Origin of the sequence: Ohtaekwangia sp. (assembly GCF_036786105.1) — a bacterium.
GTDB lineage: Bacteria > Bacteroidota > Bacteroidia > Cytophagales > Cyclobacteriaceae > Ohtaekwangia.
On sequence record NZ_DAIQRQ010000031.1, the window covers coordinates 1 to 18722 of the forward strand.

Sequence of the window (18722 nt, forward strand, 5' to 3'; positions counted from 1 at the left end):
CTGGGTCCAGCTTTTTATTTCGCGAGCCTGCACTTTCGCTATGAAATAAATTGAACTTGCCGCGCGAGTTTGATTCAACTGCATCGGAGCGCAGAGGAAGATGCGAAATACCGCAACTGAAGCAGGATCAATCAGTTTAATGAAACGAGATTATTATAAACAATGCCGTTATAGTATATCTGTGAAGCTTCCGAAGTTGCTGCTGCCGTTACAACCCCGAGCAAAGTTAGCAGTTTGCGTCTCAGCCGTTCGCGGATAAAGTCATACTCCAGTAACAGGTTGCATTGCTCGATGATGTTAAATTCAAGCAGTGCGCGTTCCAGTGCAACTTTGTCCATGACATAGGGGCGTGAAAAAGGTTTGTTGCTAAAAGTGAGTTCGTCTACCAGTTGTGCCGTAGAAGGATTGTTCATGATATGTTCTATAGCTCCTGCATGGTTGTGGCCTACGACCACAATCTGTTTGCAACCTTTATCTTCTACATAATGCCGAAAATTTTCCTGCTGCACATAACTATACCGTTGCAGAACATTGCCTGAAGAACTGATCAGGAACAGATTTTCGTTCCGCTCCAATTTTGTTTTTCCTTCTTGCTCATGACAGGCAATGATCAACGTCTTCTCTTCACGAAGTAACGATTTGAATGTCGTTAGTTTATTCATACGATAGCGTGTTGTACAGATGTTTTGTTTGAATTTTTACGAGCCGGTCGCAATACGACCAAATGATATTGTTTTGATTTTGATCTTGTATGCTATAGCAACGATGATGCGTGCTATGAACGAAGATCAAGATTACAGGCGCGAACGAGTTGGGAAGTGTATTGCTGCGGAATTTATCCCGCAGGGAGAGTATCAAATGATAAACGAGCTATAGAGCGTGAAGAGAGGAGGATGCTGGTCGATACGGTCGCTGAAGTTAAAAGGTCTGAACCGTATGGTATGAAGCTGTGCGAGAACAAAAGAATGAGCAGAGAAGTCGAGGAGCGGAATGAAACCTGCTATATCAAGAATATCATCGGTTTTAAATTCTGTTTCATCTTTTTCTTTCAGAAGCTGGGGTATAGCGAGTGTATTATAGTGCGCGTGAATGGCTGTTGCACAACCATTGCTTTGCTGATCATGATCTTCCATAACCGTAAAGAATGCCGGTGACAGAAACTGGAACAGCAATGCTACCAGTACCAATCGCATAAGTTGTCTTGAAAGTCCAGCCATGTTTAGCGTATGGTTTAACCAAAGGTAGGCCGTTCTTTAAAAATGCCCCTATCCATGTATGTTTTTTTGTCGGAAACACGTGGGGCGAGAAATAAATCGCTTCTAGTACTTCTCCAAGAACTTCATCAGCGTGGTGATCTCCTTGTCTTTCAATGCCGGAAAGTTGGCAATGCGGAATGTAACCGGCTTATACGTGCCGTATCCCTCCCCCAGCAGTAAACCTTCTTCTTTGGCTTTTTTCTTGATAGCCGTTACCGTTTTTTCATCGGCCGTTACCGGAATAACGGTATACGACTGTACCTCTTCTTCGCTCACAAAATGCCTAAGGTTTTTGCGTGCCTTCAGGAAGCTGATCCAGCGGGTATAACGAGCATGGATTTTCTCATGTGTTCCAGCTATAGCATCGCTGTCTTCCAATACCCGCATCAGCAGATATATACCCAGTACGTTGGGTGTATAGGGAGTTTGCCACTTCGCCATCATCTCCGTCATAAATGTAAGGCTGTTATAGTGACTGTGTTCCTGAATGGTTTGTACGCGCTCCAATGCCTGGGGCGAACAGATCATCACGCCCAATCCGGCCGGAAGCCCGAAGCACTTCTGTACCGAGGCAAACCAGATATCGGCAGCTTTGAAATCAAGTTGTATACCTGCCATGGAGGAAGTAGCATCAATCGCCAGCAGGTATGTCGGATTATTTTTTTTGATAGCCCGTATAATGTTGTTAGCAACCTGCGTACCGTTGGAAGTTTCATTTTGCGTCATGCAGATCAATCCTTCTTTCAGGTCGAAGATCAATTTCCTGGCTTCGAGCTTTTCATTTACATCAAAAGGCAGCGGCTCTGCCAGCGGACGAATGCGTTTGGTATATTCAAACCACTTTTGCCCGAAAGAGCCGTTGTACAAATGATAGCTCTTGTCTGTAACAACGGATTGTGCAATGATCTCCCAGCACTCCGTAGCGGATGATGTAAAGAATACAGTATAATTTTTTGGAACGTTGAGCTTTTGCTTCAGCAACCGGATGGTTTGCTCAGACATCTTTATGAAATCATCGCTCCGGTGATTGATGCTCATGATGCCGAGGTTGAAAGCATCTTTTACATATTTCGGTATTGCATCGTGTACCCGTGACGGGCCTGGATAAAAGGAAATCATAGCCATTGAACGTTTGGTTCTTTTATTTGTTACTGATAGTGCCTCTATAGTATCATGCCAATGCAATGATACCAGTACTCTCTACAGGGCTGCGTTCTTATTTATGAAATACGTCAGCGCCAACGCATAGCCTTCCATGCCGAAGCCCGTCATCATGCCTATACATTTGGACGTGATGAGACTTTTATGACGAAACTCTTCGCGGGCATATACATTGGAAATATGTACTTCTATTACAGGTGTTTTTATACCACCGATAGCATCGTGTATCGCTATGGATGTATGCGTATAAGCACCTGCATTCAGTATAATGCCATCGAACGAGAAACCCACTTCGTGTATCTTGTTCACAAGCTCGCCCTCTACATTCGATTGGTAGTAGTGAAGTTCGAGCGGAGGATAACGCTTCTTCAGTGTTTCAAAAAACTCTTCGAATGAAAGACTGCCGTAAATGGAAGTTTCACGCTTGCCCAGCAAGTTCAGGTTCGGGCCGTTAATAATCTGTATTTTCATTTCAAGGTTGCAGATATTTCGAAAGTTAAAGGCGTGATTGAGAAATAAAAAGCTTCTTTCCTTTAATATTGGGTATGAATTGGGAAATGCACGTGCGGCATTTTAGTAATTACCTCAAAGTGGAGCGGTCGCTCTCGGCCAACTCGCTGGCGGCATACGTTCATGATGTGGAGTTGCTGCAGCGGTATATTTCCCTGAAAAATGACGGGCTCTCTCCACTGAAAGTTACTACGAAAGACTTACAGGGTTTCCTCGAATATATCAACGAACTGGGCATGAGTGCCTATAGCCAGGCCAGGATACTCTCGGGTATAAAAGCATTTTATAAATACCTGTTGTTTGAAGACCTGATTGACAAAGATCCTACTGCGCTGATCGAAGGCCCGAAGCTTGGCCGTAAACTGCCCGATACACTCAGTTACCCGGAGATTGAAAAATTACTCAATGCCATTGACTTGTCGTCACCGGAGGGAGGGAGGAACCGTGCTATATTGGAGGTGCTCTATAGCTCCGGTCTTCGCGTAAGTGAGCTGGTAGAGCTCAAACTGAACAACCTGTATTTTGATGTGGGCTTTCTGCGCGTAACCGGAAAGGGTAACAAAGAACGGCTTGTGCCCATTGGTCGCGATGCCATGAAGTACCTCACGCTTTATATTGATGAACTGCGGGGTAAGTTACCGCATAAACCTCCTCAGAAGGGTTCGGAAGCATTCGTTTTTCTGAATCGTAATGGCAGAAAGCTCACCCGTGTGATGATCTTTACCATCATTAAAAACGTGGCGAAAAGTATAGGGCTCGATAAAACGATCAGTCCGCATACATTTCGGCATTCGTTTGCTACACACCTGATCGAAGGAGGGGCCGATCTGCGTGCTGTACAGGAGATGCTTGGCCATGAATCAATCACTACTACCGAAATATATACCCATCTCGACCGCGATTACCTGCGGCAGGTAATACAGGAGTTCCACCCGCGGTCATAATTTTCTGTATATTCATACTGAAGATCATGCGAATGATGTAACTTTCAGCCGTTGCTTCATGGAGCAGAAAGGAATTAAATCATGAGAAAGTATATTTTAATGGCCGTATTGTATGGCGCAGCACTGTCTGTGCAGGCACAGTTCAAGGTTGTAGTGGAAGCACCGAATGTTGATCTTACTACGTACGAAACGTTCACGGTAATAAAGGGAGAAGTAATCACGCCTGAAGATGAGCAGAAAGTAAATGAAGAAGAACTTTTTCAGAGAATGAAGAATGCTATTGCTACCGAACTTGAATCAAAAGGGTATAGATATGTAAAAGACTCTACCGCCCAGCTCATTGTTAGTTATGTAACGGGGTCTTTTAAGCAAACCAACTCCGAGAACCTCGGCCCGTTGGGCGAAGCGCCTGCTTCTACGGCTGCTGATGTAGACCAGTCGCGTTCGTGGTCGCGCGATTTTCGCGAAGGTATATTGGAGATTGAAGTATCATCACATGCGAAGAAAGAACTCTGGAAAGTAAGCGGTACATTAACCAGTGATACGAGCGATCCGAAGATTATAGATAACTCGGTATATAAAGCCCTGCGTAAATTCCCCAGCCGCAACCGGAAGAAGAAAAAATAAGTTGTTCACCGATAAGTGTATAATAAAAATGCCTGACGTTTTTCGCCAGGCATTTTTATTATGTCAAAGTATAATTAGCGCAGGTTGAATTTTAATCCGCCAGTTACAACGATCTGGTTGAAGTCGCCAATGGTTGCACGAAGTTCAGAGAATGGAACTACAGTCTTGCTAACTTCAAAGTTTATACCACCACCTACATTCAAGCCAATTTCCAGGTTGTTGTAATCGCTGCGGTTATATTCATAGTGAATATGCTGGCGGGTAAAGTTCAATCCACCCAAACCATAAAATTCAAAGATGTCTTTGTTGTAGAAGTAATAGTTGGCGTTCACATTTATTTCCAGGTAGTTAATGTCGTAGTTGCCACGATCTTCCGGAAAGTATAAAATCATTTGAGGAGAGATGGTTACCCGCTTGGCCACCACAAATTCAGCAATTCCGCCAATACCTACTTCGTTAATGTCATCGGAAGCGGCAGCCAGAAGAAATCCTGCACGATTCTTGGCACGCTCCTGGGCAAGCACATCATTGGCCAGCGCAGATGCCAGGCATATAATGGTCGCAATGATTAAAAGTTTTTTCATAAAGGTCAGCTAGAGTTAATTTAGGGCGCGAACATACCATTTTTAAAGAATAACGGTAGGAGATTTCCGCCAGTAGTTATTATCCTTGCCTAACTGTATATCTTTGCCTTTATGTATAAATTGTTTATTCGCCCGCTGTTCTTTCTGATCGACCCTGAAAAAATTCACCACCTCGTTTTTGCAACATTGCGTGTAATCGGAAGAATACCAGGGGGTAAGGCGATTCTTCGTGTGTTTTTCAATTACAAAGATTCCCGGCTGGAGCGTGTAGTGTTTGGATTAAAATTTAAAAACCCGGTAGGGCTCGCAGCCGGTTTCGATAAAGATGCCCGCCTTATTGATGAAATGGCATGCCTTGGTTTTGGATTTATAGAGATAGGCACGCTTACACCTAAACCTCAACCCGGTAACGATAAACCCCGCATGTTCAGACTTCCCAAAGATCAGGCACTTATTAACCGCATGGGATTTAACAACCAGGGTGCAATGGCTGCAGTAGCACAACTCAGAAAAAGAAAATCATCGGTAATAGTAGGCGGTAACATTGGCAAGAATAAAATTACGGCCAACGAACAGGCCATGGACGACTATGCGTCAGCCTTCGAAACACTGTACGATTATGTAGATTATTTTGTGATCAACGTAAGCTCGCCCAACACACCCGGTCTTCGCGAATTGCAAGAGAAAGAACCACTCGGAAAATTACTTCGCTATGTTATATCGCTCAGCAAACAGAAGCCGGTATATAAACCTGTGTTGCTGAAGATAGCACCCGACCTTTCGCCTTCTCAACTCGATGATATTGTATCGATACTTAAGGAAACCAATGCCGATGGTGTGATTGCTACCAATACAACCATTGAGCGCAGCGACCTGGAGACCAGTGCTGAAGAAATTCGTGCGATCGGTAATGGAGGATTAAGTGGTAAGCCGCTTACACATCGCGCCACGCAGGTGATTGCTTACTTGCGCGACAAGCTCGGTAAAGATTTTCCCATCATCGGTGTTGGTGGTATCATGTCGCCCAGCGATGCGGTAGAAAAATTAAAAGCCGGTGCAGACCTCGTGCAGGTATATACCGGCTTTGTATATGAAGGACCATCGTTCGCTAAAAAAATCAATCAGGCTCTGTTGCAATACTATATGGCTACAAAATAAAATGTAGCCTGCACGGTGCCGGTTATCTGGGCGCCCGTGTCGGGATCTTTATAGGTTTCTTCTTTCTCTACGTAAAGCGTGAGCTTGGTATCGGTTCGCTCTTTTACTGTATAGTTGCCGGAGAAATTTATATTTTCAATCGTAAAGTCAGAAGTGATCGTAACGGTTTCTCCGTTTTGTTCCCATCGGCCGGAAGCAGTCGTGCCGTCATCCTGAACGGTTAAATTCCCACTGCCCTGAAATTCCAGTATAGCGTTGAATGTATCGTCTTTGCGTGTTTGTACCGGAATACTGAGTACCAGAATCTTCGCTTCCAGTAATGTTCCCTGCCATTTGCCTTCTACGGTGCGCGCTCCTTTGTTGTCATCATCATGGCAGGAGGTCAGTGCTGTAAGCAACACAACGCATAACAGCAGATAAGCGGGTATCTTTAATTTCATAGAGCTTGTTTTATACTAGGGATATCAGAGCTGATATGCTCTTAAATTTTTGTGCCCGGAGCAGCATGATACGTAATCTGCAAGCGACAGACCGGTTTTTGTCTATTAACGTGTATAGTAATAGAAAGTAGTAATGTACAGTAACTTTTAGTAAATTCGTTAGCGTAAGGGCGAGGCGTTGGGCACGTGAAATAAACCCCTCTCACCATGAAAAAAATACACCAACGCATAGCAGTAATGGTATTACTGCTGGCTGTGACCCTCTGCTGGTCATGGATCAGGTTTGAGCGCGATGATGCTGTGCGCTACACCCGCCCTACGGAGACTCGCATTACCATGTGCGGCATGGCTGCATTCGATTGGCGCGACACCGTATATACTGCCGTGAACATTTTACCAGGATTAGGCGATCTGCATTATCCTATCACAACCACTTCGTTGAAAGCGCAGGAGTTTTTTGAACAAGGTCTTCGGCTGGTATATGGCTTCAATCATTGGGAGGCGATACGTGCCTTTCGCGAAGCTATACGGCTTGATCCGCAATGTGCCATGGCGTATTGGGGACTTGCATTGGCATACGGTCCTAATTTAAATGATGTAAATCCGAAAGATCGTGAGCGCATCGCCTTCGAGTCCATTCAAAAAGCCAAAGCGCGCATTGCTCCTATATCGCAGGTAGAAAAAGATCTTATTGATGCCATGATGGCGCGCTACAATGGCAAAGCCTACGATGTACGTGATTCACTCAACAAGGCCTACGCTGATGCCATGTTGCAGGTGGCTAAAAAATATCCGAACGATGCAGAAGCTCAAACGCTTTGCGCGGATGCGATCATGAACACCATGCCGTGGGATTATTGGAATAAAGACGGAACAGCCAAGCCTGCTGCTGCCGAAGCCATGGCGATGCTCGAAAATGTGATCCGTAAATTTCCGAAACATCCGGGTGCGCATCACTTGTATATACACATCACCGAAGCTTCGCCTACACCGGAGATTGCATTGCCCAGTGCTATATTTCTGGAAACTGCCATGCCGGGCGCAGGACACCTGCTGCACATGCCGGCGCATATTTATATCCGCACCGGGCAGTATGCACGTTCCATCGAAATGAATCAAAAAGCAGTAAAGGCAGACGAAGACTATTTTGCCAATTCTGCGAATCAGGGCATGTATCGCATCGGGTATTATCCTCATAATATAGATTTCATCAGCTTCAGCTCTTACATGGATGGACGCAGTGCATTGGGAATTCAGTCAGCGTTGAAGATGGCCTATAAAGGAAGCCTGATCACGCATTCGAACCCGGTATTTGCGCAGTACTTTGGTGTAGAGCCTATGCTGGCCTATGTTCGTTTCGGGAAATGGAATGATATACTGTCGCTGCCAGATCCGGATAAGCAGTTGATATATTCCAACATCATCTGGCGATTCTCACGCGGCATCGCATCGGTGCGTACGGGAAATATAGCACAGGTAACTATTGAACTGGCCAGGCTCGATTCGCTCACAAAGCTGGATACGTTGAAAACAATATACTTCTCGTTTAATCCTGTTGCTGATATAGTAAAAGTGCCTGTACATCTCTTGCGTGGTGAATGGCTACTGAAACAAAATAAACTTGCCGAAGGTATAGCCGAACTACAGGAAGCTGTACAGGCAGAAGATAACCTCCGCTATATGGAACCCCCGGACTGGAAAATCCCTGCGCGACATTTTTTAGGAGCAGCACTATTCGATGCCGGGAAATTTGCCGAAGCTGAACAAGTATATACGGAAGACCTGAAGCGAAATCGGGAGAACGGATGGTCGCTGCGCGGCTTGCAACTGAGTCAACAAAAACTTGGCAAGAAAAGCGAGCTGACGGCTACTGCCAGGCGGTTTGAAAAAGCATGGAAGAATTCAGATATAGCGATCAGCGCTTCGAGGTATTGAGGTTTGGTAATATGGCTTGAAGAGATTCTTTTGTTAATCGTGGATAGTTTTCAAGTATTTCGATTTCAATCCATCCCCGGGCTAGCAGACCTATGATATGCCCTACGGAAATTCTCGTTCCTTTGACGGTAGGCTTACCCAACAGAACTTCTTTATCGGATATTATATAATCTCGCCAATTCATAAAATAAATTTACTATTTTTTAGATATTACTTCGTAGCGGAGAATTCAACAATAATTAATAGACAGGTCGTATTACTTATTTCTTTAACTCTTTACTCAACCTCTCCAAATCCAATGTCTTGCCGTTGTAAAGTTGCAACGTGTGCGCAATGTCTACCAGTATACCTTTTATGGTTGATTCTGACCTGTTCTTTACCACCGGCGCATTGAGTACCAGCATGTGATCATAACAGATTGTGATCAGATACAGCTGTTGTTTTACCGACTCATTTCCCGAAGGCATATTGAACGCCCAATACTTGAATACTTTTTTATTGATGATAAGAAATTCTTCTTTATCAATAAGCTTACTCTTCAATTGCTCCTCGATGTATTCTTTCTCATAATTCTTATAGCCTGTTAAGAGTTCTTTTTGTTGTTCTGGTGTCAGCGTCTTAAAATCAAGCTCCTCCTGAAATGGAATGATGGTAGATTGAAAGAGATTATTATTAATCCGCAGAAAATTAGGCTCCGTAGCGGGCGTTACGGAAGCCGCTACAATGCGCACGGTAAAAGCGTTCTTCTCTCCGTTGTATACAATCATGGCACCATCTTTAGTTTCCAGTAACGCAGCCTTAAAATCTTCCGGCTTATACTGTGCGAACAGCAGCGGTGATGCAGTACTCAATACGAGGGCAAGTATATATTTCATGTAAGTGTATTATTTTCGGTAACCTATATCTGATTGCCAAAAATCAAAACTATAAAATAGTAGTTTGAAATTGAAATATCGCTTATATGTGTATTTTATCGATAAAGCTTGGAGGCTTTATTGATGTTTCTGGCTTGTTATGCTAATTCGATTTGTACGGAACGCAGGGTTGGGCGATTTTTCGTTGAAGATTTTCTGATATACCAGCACATTATAGAATTTTCCTGCTATGAAGGGTAACGAACATATCAAAGAATACTGGAGCTACTCCTCGCGCATAAGCTGTGCTTTCATCTCGGAGTGATTCCAGTTTACTTCTATGTTTGTGATCTGGGATAGGTCATTCAGTTGGAAGATGAAAATGTGCCAGCAATCCAGTGTGTTTCCGGAGCAACGGATGCCAACAAATGGAAATGTGTGAACCGCCTGAAGTGTAATGAGGATGGTGACTTTCTCTGATTCTTCTTCCATCCAATTCATATCATGGAAGATAATGCGAAGGTCGGAAAAGCTTTCCAGAAAGGCCGTCCAGAAAAATTTGCCGAAGGAATGAGCAAGTCCGCTGAAAGATTTTCCAAGTGGTATAACTTGTATCAGGGCATCGTATGTACAATGATCCAGCATCGATTCGATGTTGCGCGCTTCTAATGCCTTCAGGAAACTTATGCACTGCTGACGGTTGTTGTAACCTTTATCTTTTTCGAGCCCAACGGTTTTCATGGTAGTAGGTTTAAGTGAATGTACTGTTTACCAGCAACGATTCATAGCAAAAAAGAAATAACCTTTTGAGTGTTGAAGTGTTATGTGTTGAAGTTAGTGAGTTTAAACAGTGATTGTTGGATGAGTTTCATGTGTCAGCAGTACCGTTATTAGTATGTGTGAAGTTTGATAACGGTGGGGCTGAAGAGAGTTTATAAAAGAAAAGGACCGGAATCACCCGGCCCTATATATACCTGTAAAAGCTGACTCTATTTCTTAATGAATTTTTTTGTGGATTCAATATGGCCATACTGAACTTTTACGAGATAGGCACCAGCCTGAAGATCGCTTACGTTCATGTGGTTACTTGTTCCAGAGGCAATGGCTGTTCGTAAAGTTCTACCCATAACATCAACGATGCGAATAGTGGCAGGCTGCGTGTTCGGTATGGTGACTACAAGCTCTGCCGCGGTTGGATTAGGATATAGTATAACATCACGATCCGGGGAGGATTCATTGCCAGTGATCAGGTACGCAAAATCATCGGAACGCTCTTCGCACCCGGTGCTGGTAACCACTACGCTATAGATACCATTCTCCAATAAATTTATATCCAGCGATTGGCTGGTAGCACCTTGTATCGCTTCTCCATTCAGGTACCATTGGTAGCTTGTTCCGGCGGGAGCCGAGAGCGTGGAACCGTTCAGTGTTAATGCACCCACAGGCAGGCAGAGATCATATTCTGCATAGTTATCACGAGGTTCGTTACCTGCATAGTAAAACTCACCGCCAACATATAATCTGCGTGCAGAGGCAGCCAGCGCATAAATATAGTATCCGCCTTCACCAGAGGTCAGATCAGGATTCCAGCTTTTTTGATTGGTAGTGCTCAGATCAAATGATACCACACCGTTTTGCGACTGTACACCTACTGAGTCGAAATTGCCGGATGCAAACAAGGTATAGTCGTTTGCAGCGATATCAATTACCCTGCCATGGAGGAATAAAGGATTCCACGCGGTAGCTTGTGCTGATGTGGCATCGAGCGCAGCTATACTATACGGACGATAAGCGCCTCCTATAGATTTTGGAAAATCGCCGGTTACATATACCGTACTTCCGCGGGCAACCAGTTTGTTGATGCCGGAGCCTGCTACATCGGGTGCCCATGAAAGTACGGTGCCGGTTTCAGTATCCACTGCGGCAAGATGTGTGCGTGATTGACCGCCAACCAATGAAAATACTCCACCGGCATATAGCGTGTTGTCTTTGATGTCAATCGAGTTTACATATTGACTGGTTGTTTTACCATCGCCTACTACCGGATTCCAGGTAGTCTCTTTGCCACTGGTGAGATCTACCGCTGCGAGGTTGGGGCGGGCAACACCGTTTACATTGAGAAACACGCCACCAAAGTATAGCGTGTTATCTTTAATCTTCATAGAGCGCACTACCGTGTTGTCAAACGTAGCAGTTGTACCATTGGCTGTTGGTGCCCATGAAAGTAACTTACCGGTGGGGATATCGAATGCTGCCAGATTTTTCCGGGCAGACCTATCGATTGCAGAGAATGCTCCGCCGATGTATAGTGTATTTCCCTGAACTTGCATGGTGTATATTTCGCCACCATTCAGACCAAATGTAAAGGGCCATATTTCATTGGTAGATTCGTTGAGCAGAATAAAGTCATTGCGCGTAAGCGGATTTACCATGGAAAAATACCCGCCTATAAAAACGCTGCTGCCATTGGTTGCCAGACCCATTACATCGCTGTTCGGGCTCGCGCTCCAGTTCAATAATGCAGCACTGGTTGTATTGACGGCGGCTATACTCGTGCGATTAACCAAATTTACCTGGTAGAAGGAGCCGGCTAAATATAGCGTGGTTCCATTGATCGCTATGTTGTAGACGTACGCATTGGTATTGAGCTGGGCATCCCAGGAAGCTACATTTCCTGTTCCTGTAGTGCCGATCAAGGCCACCGAGTTTCGCGCAACGCCATCAACAGTAGAGAATGAGCCCGCTACAAACAGGTTCGTTCCCGAGAGTAATATCTTATATATATAGCCCGTGCCATTGGTATCGGCGGCCCAGCCTGTAGCTAATCCGGTAGAAAGACTGAGTTGTGCTAATCCGTTTCTCACCTGGCCCCCGGCAGTATCAAAGAACCCTCCAATGAAAATGGTGTTGGAGGATGTTTGTACGGCAATTGACATTACAATATAGTCAACAGAAGGATTCCAGGCACTGGCAAGTCCGGTAGTAGCATCCAGGGCTGCAAGTCGCGTACGTGATTGCCCACCAATGGAAGTAAATTCTCCTCCCACATATACCGTGGTACCCACTACTTGTATAGCGTGAACAAAACTGTTGGCATCGGGAGCCCACGACAAAAGTGTTCCGGTGGAAATATTGATCGCAGCGATATAACTTCTGTTTTGCCCATAAACCTGGCTGAAGTTGCCACCGAGGTAGAGTGTTGTTCCCTCCAGTGTAAGCGTGCCTACATACGCATCGGGCTTGGGCGTAAAGTTTGTATCGAGTGTTTTATCCGATTTTATATGGATGAGATTTCCTACTGGTTGGTTATCCACAGCATTCAGGTATCCGCCTATATACCACCCGCCCTGCCCATCGGAAACAACGGCAGCAATCTGTCCGCTGATTACCGGCATGTCACTGTCATAAGCAGCCGTGGCAGCATCCAACGCCACGCCGCAGCCGGTATACTTTCCTGCTTGTTGAATGCTCGAACCCATCAGCAGGGTATAACCATTCGAGTGAGCGATGCGATCAACACCATATTGTACCGTGTAAGCATCAAGCCGGTGATCGTTGGATTGCCCTATAGCATTAAAATACAGCGCAGATGCCAGTAAGGTGAATGCAAGCCCGTATAGTTTTTGCATGAGTAATGATTTTTTAAATAGCTGATAAGTATATATTATCTTAATTGCCAATTGGCATTAAATAGCTCAGGCTAACCAGCAGTGCGCGGTTTGTGTTACGTGTATTGTCGTTTATGCGTTTTTGAAGATCGAGCAGCCCCATCTCGTAACGGAAGTCGAGCGATACACTGCCATTCTTCAATATATACTCCAGACGTCCTCCGGCATTTGGGCCGATATCAAAACGCGAAGCGTTGCTTTTGCTGAAATCAAAATTTTCGCTCGATTGATCGAAACCTTCCATTTTGTATTTGCCGCTCAACCAGTATGCTGTATATATACCGAGTGTAACGTGCGCTTTGAAATTATCAAGCGAAGGGATAATGAATCCGTAATCCACCATAATCGGTATTTCGATATAATTGGCTTTCAGCTGATCGGTTATGGTGTTGCAAACCTTGTGATAGTATCCTTTTTGGGTATACTGCAGATCAACCTGTAACCCGAAGTTGGTGTTGAGTTGTTTAAAGCTGGTGGCACCAAAGCTGAATCCGAGATTCGCTACTTCTTTCCAGGGGGTTTTTGTTTTGTAGTTGGAAAGTGTTGCCCCGGCCTTCGCACCTATATATAGCTGCGCCTGTAGCAATAGCGGGCTGACAATTAAAAGCAGTGTAAAGATTTTTTTCATGACAGGGTAGGGGTAGAAGTGAGACCAGCGCAATGCTGCAAAAATATCAATACGGCTCCAATATAAATTCAATGGTAGACGGCCCCTGTTTTATATTGGTGTCGCGGTGAATGATCAATACAAGTTTGCGGGGGGTGAGGCTTTCAATGATCCACTGTTCTTTGGCAGCATCAGAGGGAATGAGCTGCAGAACCGTGTTGTTGTTACGAATGGACCAGTTACCGGAATCTGTTTTGCCGCTAACCTGCGTCCGGCTAAACGAGGATGTGGTGTCGGTGGCTGGAGAAGGGCTTGTTAGGATTAATCTGTATTGACTAAGGTCGGAGGTGACGTCTTTTTCACCGTCAATATATACCTCCGTAAGTTTCCAGCCACCGGCCATAACACACATCCTCGATGGGCAGTCCGGAATGTTTTCCGAACAGGATACCGAAGCCGAGCCAAGAGTTGCTAAAGCCAACGCAACAATCAATATCTTATTTGTCATACGCACAGTATTCTTAATTATTTACGAATTATATATTTTACGCTGAAGCGTTCAGGTTGCCGGTATATACTTTGCCGGTTAGCTGACGGGCAGCGTAACGTGTATTTGCAATAACTAAAAATGGAGAGGGTCTTTGTGCGTGCATAACTTTTAAAAACCGATGCACGAAGGTAATGGGTGCAAACGGGCCTGTGCATCACACGAAAATGTGAGCGAAAAAAGTGCGGGTTGACTAGTACAATTATACTATACGAGTTTCTCGTTGATGGCTTTTGATACCGCTTCGGTCTGGCTTCGTACCTGCAGCTTTTCGTAAATATGTTTGATGTGGGTGCGTACGGTATCAATGCTGATGGAGAAATGCGCAGCAATGAGTTTATAGCTGTTACCCTTTGAAAGGCTGGCCAGAATTTCTTTCTCGCGTGCAGTAAGTTGGTAACGGTTGGCCTGATCGGCCGGGAGCTGTTGCAACTGAGCCACTACCAAACGGGCTATACCGGGGCTCATTGGAGCTCCGCCATTCATTACTTCGTGGATGGCTTCAATCAGTTTTTCGGGCAAATATTTTTTCAGAAGATAGCCCGAGGCGCCTGCGCAGATGGCATCGAGCACGTGCTTGTTGTCATCAAATACGGTAAGCATGAGTATATATACCGATGAATCGAATGAACGGATGCGTTTCACCGCTTCAATACCGTTCATACCCGGCAGGTCTATGTCCATCAGGATTACTTCAGGTTGTAAACTTTTTACCTGTTGCTCCACGCGCGTCACTTCACCAAAGCTGGCAGCCAGGTTGAAATCGGGAGAAAGGGAAATCAACGCGCTCACGCTCTCGCGCAACTGCTGATTGTCCTCATATAAAAGAAGTCGGATTGCCACAGCGCAATTTAACGCATCGGCCCGTTTACCCTATACCCTGATTATGTGAGCGGTATTCGCAGGAAGATGCTGGTGCCTTCCTGCGGCACCGATTCAATCTGCAAAACTGCGTGAATTGTTTCTGCGCGGTAACGCATATTCTTCAATCCGTTACCGTTTGAAAGAATCATTTTGTCGAAGCCAATACCATCATCGCTGATGCGGAGGCGAATGCCCTGTGCAAAACGCGTCAGGTGCACAATCAGTTTTTTACACTGACTATATTTTGCTGCATTGTTGATAGCTTCTTTGAAGATGAGGTAAAAATCCTTGCGCACGTTCAGATCGAGCCTGGCCGTGGCAAAATCTCCGTCTTCAATAAATTCATAGTATATATCCAGTGGCTCGAGTATCTCCGCTGCAAATTCTTTCATGCGGATAATCACTTTTTCCAGCGAGTCGTTTTCCGGGTTTATAGCCCACACAATGTCGCTCATGCTTTCCTGCATCAGTGCCGCATTTTCACGAATGGACCGGAGGCAATGTTGTGCTGCTTCGGTTTCGCGTTTCTCCAGTGCAATGTTGCTCATGATCTTGATACTGGATAATGTAGACCCCATATCATCGTGCAAGTCGCGCGCCACTTTGCTGCGTATCTGTTCTTCCACAAAATAGCGGCTGATCTTGGCACTGCAAATAGCAGCGATCTCCTGCACCATGTGCAAGTGCCAGCGCTTGTAGAAATTTTTTTGAGGATGCTCCGAATCTATAATGCCAAAAACTTTGCCATCTACCATGATAGGTACCGTAAGCTCCGACAGCCGCACCTGGTCATCAACAATATACCGCCTGTCTTTCGAAGTATCGTGGATGAGCTCTGCCTTGCCGGTCTTCGCTACCGTGCCTACTATACCTTTTCCTAATTCAATCTCGATCGGGTTTAGTATGCGGAAGGGCTCCATGCTCTTGGGACCGGCAGCAGCTTTTTGTACGAGCGTCTCGCTCTCGCGGATCATCAGGTATACCACACAATCCTGAAACTTCAACAGTTCCACGCAATTGATGGCGACTGTCCAGAATACATCGTTCACGGTATTCTTGTGGTATAGCGATGTGGCAAACTGATTCAATATTTTTTGTGCCGTGAGCTTGCGTTGCAGGGAAATGATCCACGAGTATAAACCATATACAGAGAGACTCACAATGACGGTAATGAACCACCACTCTTTCCAGAACGGGGGTGTAATGGTAAATTGTATAGATGCTATATTGGACGATTCTCTGCCGCCCGGGTCAACCGCCTTTACCTGGAAGGTATATATACCATCGCCCAGGTTTATATAGTGCGCATGATGAATGTTGCCCGCATCGATCCAGTCTGTATCAAAGCCATCGAGCTTGTAGTAATAGCGCACCTGCTGTGGCAAGGTATAGGTGAGCGCAGCGAACTCTACCATCAGCTCATTTTGCCGGTGCGAGAATACGGGTTTATCGATGCCGGTAAAAATACTATCGCTGAGTTGAGCCCGCGTAATAACCACCGGAAATTTAGCCGACATCTGCACGAGGCTGTCGGGGTGAAATCTGATAAACCCGTTGCCGGCTCCAGTCAGTAATTCACCGGCGTTGTTGCGTGTTATAGCATTGGTGAGATTGGAGAAGGGCAAGCCGTTTGCTTTGTCGTAATGGTGGATAACCTTTCCTTCGCCGCTGATGCAGGTGAGGCCTTTAAAAGAAGCCAGCCATATATTGCCGCGCAGATCGCTTTGCACGGCGTAGATCGTATTCTCCGGCAGGCCTGTCTCGATGGAATAGGTTGTTATACTTTTGTCGGGAGGTGCGTTGTAAGAAAATTTACTGATACCGCCCGATGTAGTCGCAATCCAGATGTTACCGTTATTATCGGCAGTCAGATCATTTACCAGCGATGAGCGCAGGCTGTGTGCACCGTGAGAGGCAACGGTATAGTTCGTGAATTTTTTTGTTTTCAGATCGTATCGAAAAACACCGGTGCCATAATCACCGATCCATACGGCATGGTGCTTAGGATCGGAGAGCAATGCAGTAGGTCGTGCAGTTACAAGCCCGTCTTCTTTTTCAGTGAGCTGCTTCCACTCATGCGTAGCGGCAGTATATTTGAATACACCAAAACGCATGGATGCAAACCAGAAGTTGCCCGCGGCATCTTCAATCATTTCATGAAAGAGGTATTCATCCTCTTTCATGGGAAATGGAAATGTAGTAAAATGCTGATGCGCTGAATCAGAAACAAAAACAGAGCGACTCGTGAGTATCCATAAGCGATGCTTTGAATCCTGAAATGTATAAGAGCATTTTTGTAGTGGCTTTTGATCGAGCGTAGTGATTGGTGTAGCCTCTCCGTTTTCTTTGTTCACCGTTACCCAGGCGTTGTGGGTATAGGAGCTGACATAGTACGGCAACTCTTCGCCGGCATCCAATACATGGTATACACTGCCGGCTGCAGGCGTGCGTAAGGAAGTAAACACGGGTGTGAAAGGAAAGAGGTCGGTATGTTCATCGTAAATTTTTACGCCGGCAGAAGTGCCTATCCAGGTAATGTCATCCTGGGTAAATATGTCTGTAATCGTTTCGTGTTGCATGCTGAATGGATCACTATCGTCTGTTAATAAAGGCGATGCTTCTTCTGTATCCGGATCAATACGCCAGAGTCCGTTGCCGGCGGGCAGTAAAATCACTTCGTTGTGGCTGGTGGTATATTTAGAAGTTGATTGAGGTTGTATCTCGTTGAGCCGGTTGTTTTCGGTGTGAAATACATAGAGTTTGTTTTGCCCGAGAAATACTTTGTGCTGCTTCTCAGCGTAATAGAGGGCTATAAAGTCGGCAGCGTCATCGCCACCGTGATAGGCAAACGTATGTTGCTGCATATCGAAGCTGAACAGGCCGGCTGTTGTGCCAAGCCAGAGTTCATGATCAGATTTACGAATGATCTTTTTAATGGTAGTATGCGAACCGATCGACCGGCCCGGCAATACCGTGTGCACAAACTCTCGCCACGGAAAACAAGTGAATGTGCGCGTAGCGACATCGTAATAACAGAGGTCGCGCGCATCGGGTGCAATCCATATTCGGTTGTGTGCATCGGCATATACATCCCAGATCAGTGAATTGCTCAACGCATGACTTTGCGCGGGCGGTGTTAACGATGAAGTGAAAATATGCAGACTGTCTTTCGCAATGTTCAATACATTGAGTCCGCTCCAGGTTGCCACCCACAATCTTCCCTGCTGATCTTGCGCAAGGGCATTGATATGTTCATGCGAAAGTGTGAAATGCTTGTTGCCCGGGCGGTATACTCTGAATTGAAAACCATCGTATCGGTTCAACCCGTTTGCTGTTCCGATCCAGAGAAAGCCGGTGCGATCTTTTAGAAAACAAGTAACGCGATTATCAGACAATCCGCTCTGCTCTGTGAGCGTTTCAAAGTGATAATAATACTGACTTCTCACCAGGTGAGCAGACAATACCAGCAGTATAAAAGTGAAGAGGGGTCTCACAACTTAGAAAGTTAGTCATTCGCAACATGAATTACGAACGAAGTATGGAAGGTTTTGACAGAACGCAATTTAG

General features: G+C 45.3%; 18 protein-coding genes. 4 read left to right on the forward strand and 14 right to left on the reverse strand.

The window, feature by feature from the left end; genetic code table 11:
- Positions 1 to 131: 131 nt before the first annotated feature.
- The 4 genes from V7Q33_RS13585 to aroQ form a co-directional block, all read right to left on the reverse strand.
- On the reverse strand, positions 132 to 662 hold the full coding sequence (locus V7Q33_RS13585) for a carbonic anhydrase (protein WP_333820194.1): 531 nt from the start codon (positions 660 to 662) through the stop codon (positions 132 to 134).
- A 192-nt stretch (positions 663 to 854) separates the two neighbouring features.
- Positions 855 to 1217, reverse strand: coding sequence for a hypothetical protein (locus V7Q33_RS13590; RefSeq protein WP_333820195.1), 363 nt, complete (start codon positions 1215 to 1217; stop codon positions 855 to 857).
- A gap of 102 nt (positions 1218 to 1319) precedes the next feature.
- A complete protein-coding gene (locus V7Q33_RS13595; protein ID WP_333820196.1) occupies positions 1320 to 2375 on the reverse strand; it encodes an aminotransferase class V-fold PLP-dependent enzyme in 1056 nt (351 codons plus the stop codon).
- An 81-nt stretch (positions 2376 to 2456) separates the two neighbouring features.
- Positions 2457 to 2888: a type II 3-dehydroquinate dehydratase gene (gene aroQ, locus V7Q33_RS13600; protein WP_333820197.1), complete on the reverse strand. Its 432-nt coding sequence runs from the start codon at positions 2886 to 2888 to the stop codon at positions 2457 to 2459.
- A gap of 74 nt (positions 2889 to 2962) precedes the next feature.
- Between aroQ and xerD the strand changes: the two genes are divergently transcribed.
- Together xerD and V7Q33_RS13610 are read left to right on the forward strand one after the other, a co-directional pair.
- Entirely contained in the window at positions 2963 to 3871 is a 909-nt protein-coding gene (xerD, locus tag V7Q33_RS13605) for a site-specific tyrosine recombinase XerD (RefSeq protein ID WP_333820198.1), read from the forward strand.
- An 81-nt stretch (positions 3872 to 3952) separates the two neighbouring features.
- On the forward strand, positions 3953 to 4498 hold the full coding sequence (locus V7Q33_RS13610) for a DUF4136 domain-containing protein (RefSeq protein WP_331977968.1): 546 nt from the start codon (positions 3953 to 3955) through the stop codon (positions 4496 to 4498).
- 74 nt (positions 4499 to 4572) lie between these two features.
- On the opposite strand, the gene V7Q33_RS13615 is transcribed toward V7Q33_RS13610, so the two are convergent.
- Positions 4573 to 5082, reverse strand: a complete 510-nt coding sequence (locus V7Q33_RS13615; RefSeq protein WP_331977970.1) for a hypothetical protein — start codon at positions 5080 to 5082, stop codon at positions 4573 to 4575.
- Between the two features lie 111 nt (positions 5083 to 5193).
- Here V7Q33_RS13615 and V7Q33_RS13620 point away from each other — a divergent pair, with 111 nt between their 5' ends.
- Positions 5194 to 6240: a quinone-dependent dihydroorotate dehydrogenase gene (locus V7Q33_RS13620; RefSeq protein WP_333820199.1), complete on the forward strand. Its 1047-nt coding sequence runs from the start codon at positions 5194 to 5196 to the stop codon at positions 6238 to 6240.
- Here the strand turns inward: V7Q33_RS13620 and V7Q33_RS13625 are convergent.
- Positions 6222 to 6680, reverse strand: a complete 459-nt coding sequence (locus V7Q33_RS13625) for a hypothetical protein (protein ID WP_333820200.1) — start codon at positions 6678 to 6680, stop codon at positions 6222 to 6224. The two genes, V7Q33_RS13620 and V7Q33_RS13625, sit on opposite strands and share 19 nt — an antisense overlap.
- Before the next feature lie 207 nt (positions 6681 to 6887).
- On the opposite strand from V7Q33_RS13625, the gene V7Q33_RS13630 reads away from it, so the two are divergent.
- Positions 6888 to 8615 carry a hypothetical protein gene (locus tag V7Q33_RS13630; RefSeq protein ID WP_333820201.1) on the forward strand — a complete coding sequence of 576 codons (1728 nt, stop codon included), beginning with the start codon at positions 6888 to 6890 and terminating at the stop codon, positions 8613 to 8615.
- Here V7Q33_RS13630 and V7Q33_RS13635 read toward each other — a convergent pair.
- The 8 genes from V7Q33_RS13635 to V7Q33_RS13670 all read right to left on the reverse strand — a co-directional run bounded on the left by V7Q33_RS13635 (position 8596) and on the right by V7Q33_RS13670 (position 18649).
- Positions 8596 to 8799: a DUF433 domain-containing protein gene (locus tag V7Q33_RS13635; RefSeq protein ID WP_333820202.1), complete on the reverse strand. Its 204-nt coding sequence runs from the start codon at positions 8797 to 8799 to the stop codon at positions 8596 to 8598. The genes V7Q33_RS13630 and V7Q33_RS13635 overlap by 20 nt on opposite strands.
- A gap of 76 nt (positions 8800 to 8875) precedes the next feature.
- Positions 8876 to 9490 (reverse strand): hypothetical protein, encoded by a 615-nt coding sequence (locus tag V7Q33_RS13640; RefSeq protein ID WP_333820203.1) that lies wholly within the window; start codon positions 9488 to 9490, stop codon positions 8876 to 8878.
- A gap of 264 nt (positions 9491 to 9754) precedes the next feature.
- A complete protein-coding gene (locus V7Q33_RS13645) occupies positions 9755 to 10210 on the reverse strand; it encodes a nuclear transport factor 2 family protein (protein ID WP_331980066.1) in 456 nt (151 codons plus the stop codon).
- Positions 10211 to 10458: 248 nt separating this feature from the next.
- On the reverse strand, positions 10459 to 13098 hold the full coding sequence (locus V7Q33_RS13650) for a T9SS type A sorting domain-containing protein (RefSeq protein WP_333820204.1): 2640 nt from the start codon (positions 13096 to 13098) through the stop codon (positions 10459 to 10461).
- A 40-nt stretch (positions 13099 to 13138) separates the two neighbouring features.
- The gene (locus V7Q33_RS13655; RefSeq protein WP_333820205.1) at positions 13139 to 13765 is read right to left on the reverse strand and encodes a porin family protein; all 627 of its coding nucleotides are present in this window, start codon (positions 13763 to 13765) and stop codon (positions 13139 to 13141) included.
- 46 nt (positions 13766 to 13811) lie between these two features.
- The gene (locus V7Q33_RS13660; RefSeq protein WP_331980072.1) at positions 13812 to 14252 is read right to left on the reverse strand and encodes a lipocalin family protein; all 441 of its coding nucleotides are present in this window, start codon (positions 14250 to 14252) and stop codon (positions 13812 to 13814) included.
- Between the two features lie 246 nt (positions 14253 to 14498).
- Positions 14499 to 15134, reverse strand: coding sequence for a response regulator transcription factor (locus V7Q33_RS13665; protein ID WP_331980074.1), 636 nt, complete (start codon positions 15132 to 15134; stop codon positions 14499 to 14501).
- Between the two features lie 41 nt (positions 15135 to 15175).
- Complete coding sequence (locus V7Q33_RS13670; protein ID WP_333820206.1) at positions 15176 to 18649, reverse strand: two-component regulator propeller domain-containing protein; 3474 nt, start codon at positions 18647 to 18649, stop codon at positions 15176 to 15178.
- Between the last annotated feature and the right edge of the window lie 73 nt (positions 18650 to 18722).

Bases quoted from the DNA above. Each gene is read 5' to 3' on its own strand.
- V7Q33_RS13585 (WP_333820194.1), bottom strand. From the start codon at position 662: ATGAATAAACTAACGACATTCAAATCGTTACTTCGTGAAGAGAAGACG.
- V7Q33_RS13590 (WP_333820195.1), bottom strand. From the start codon at position 1,217: ATGGCTGGACTTTCAAGACAACTTATGCGATTGGTACTGGTAGCATTG.
- V7Q33_RS13595 (WP_333820196.1), bottom strand. From the start codon at position 2,375: ATGATTTCCTTTTATCCAGGCCCGTCACGGGTACACGATGCAATACCG.
- aroQ (WP_333820197.1), bottom strand. From the start codon at position 2,888: ATGAAAATACAGATTATTAACGGCCCGAACCTGAACTTGCTGGGCAAG.
- xerD (WP_333820198.1), top strand. From the start codon at position 2,963: ATGAATTGGGAAATGCACGTGCGGCATTTTAGTAATTACCTCAAAGTG.
- V7Q33_RS13610 (WP_331977968.1), top strand. From the start codon at position 3,953: ATGAGAAAGTATATTTTAATGGCCGTATTGTATGGCGCAGCACTGTCT.
- V7Q33_RS13615 (WP_331977970.1), bottom strand. From the start codon at position 5,082: ATGAAAAAACTTTTAATCATTGCGACCATTATATGCCTGGCATCTGCG.
- V7Q33_RS13620 (WP_333820199.1), top strand. From the start codon at position 5,194: ATGTATAAATTGTTTATTCGCCCGCTGTTCTTTCTGATCGACCCTGAA.
- V7Q33_RS13625 (WP_333820200.1), bottom strand. From the start codon at position 6,680: ATGAAATTAAAGATACCCGCTTATCTGCTGTTATGCGTTGTGTTGCTT.
- V7Q33_RS13630 (WP_333820201.1), top strand. From the start codon at position 6,888: ATGAAAAAAATACACCAACGCATAGCAGTAATGGTATTACTGCTGGCT.
- V7Q33_RS13635 (WP_333820202.1), bottom strand. From the start codon at position 8,799: ATGAATTGGCGAGATTATATAATATCCGATAAAGAAGTTCTGTTGGGT.
- V7Q33_RS13640 (WP_333820203.1), bottom strand. From the start codon at position 9,490: ATGAAATATATACTTGCCCTCGTATTGAGTACTGCATCACCGCTGCTG.
- V7Q33_RS13645 (WP_331980066.1), bottom strand. From the start codon at position 10,210: ATGAAAACCGTTGGGCTCGAAAAAGATAAAGGTTACAACAACCGTCAG.
- V7Q33_RS13650 (WP_333820204.1), bottom strand. From the start codon at position 13,098: ATGCAAAAACTATACGGGCTTGCATTCACCTTACTGGCATCTGCGCTG.
- V7Q33_RS13655 (WP_333820205.1), bottom strand. From the start codon at position 13,765: ATGAAAAAAATCTTTACACTGCTTTTAATTGTCAGCCCGCTATTGCTA.
- V7Q33_RS13660 (WP_331980072.1), bottom strand. From the start codon at position 14,252: ATGACAAATAAGATATTGATTGTTGCGTTGGCTTTAGCAACTCTTGGC.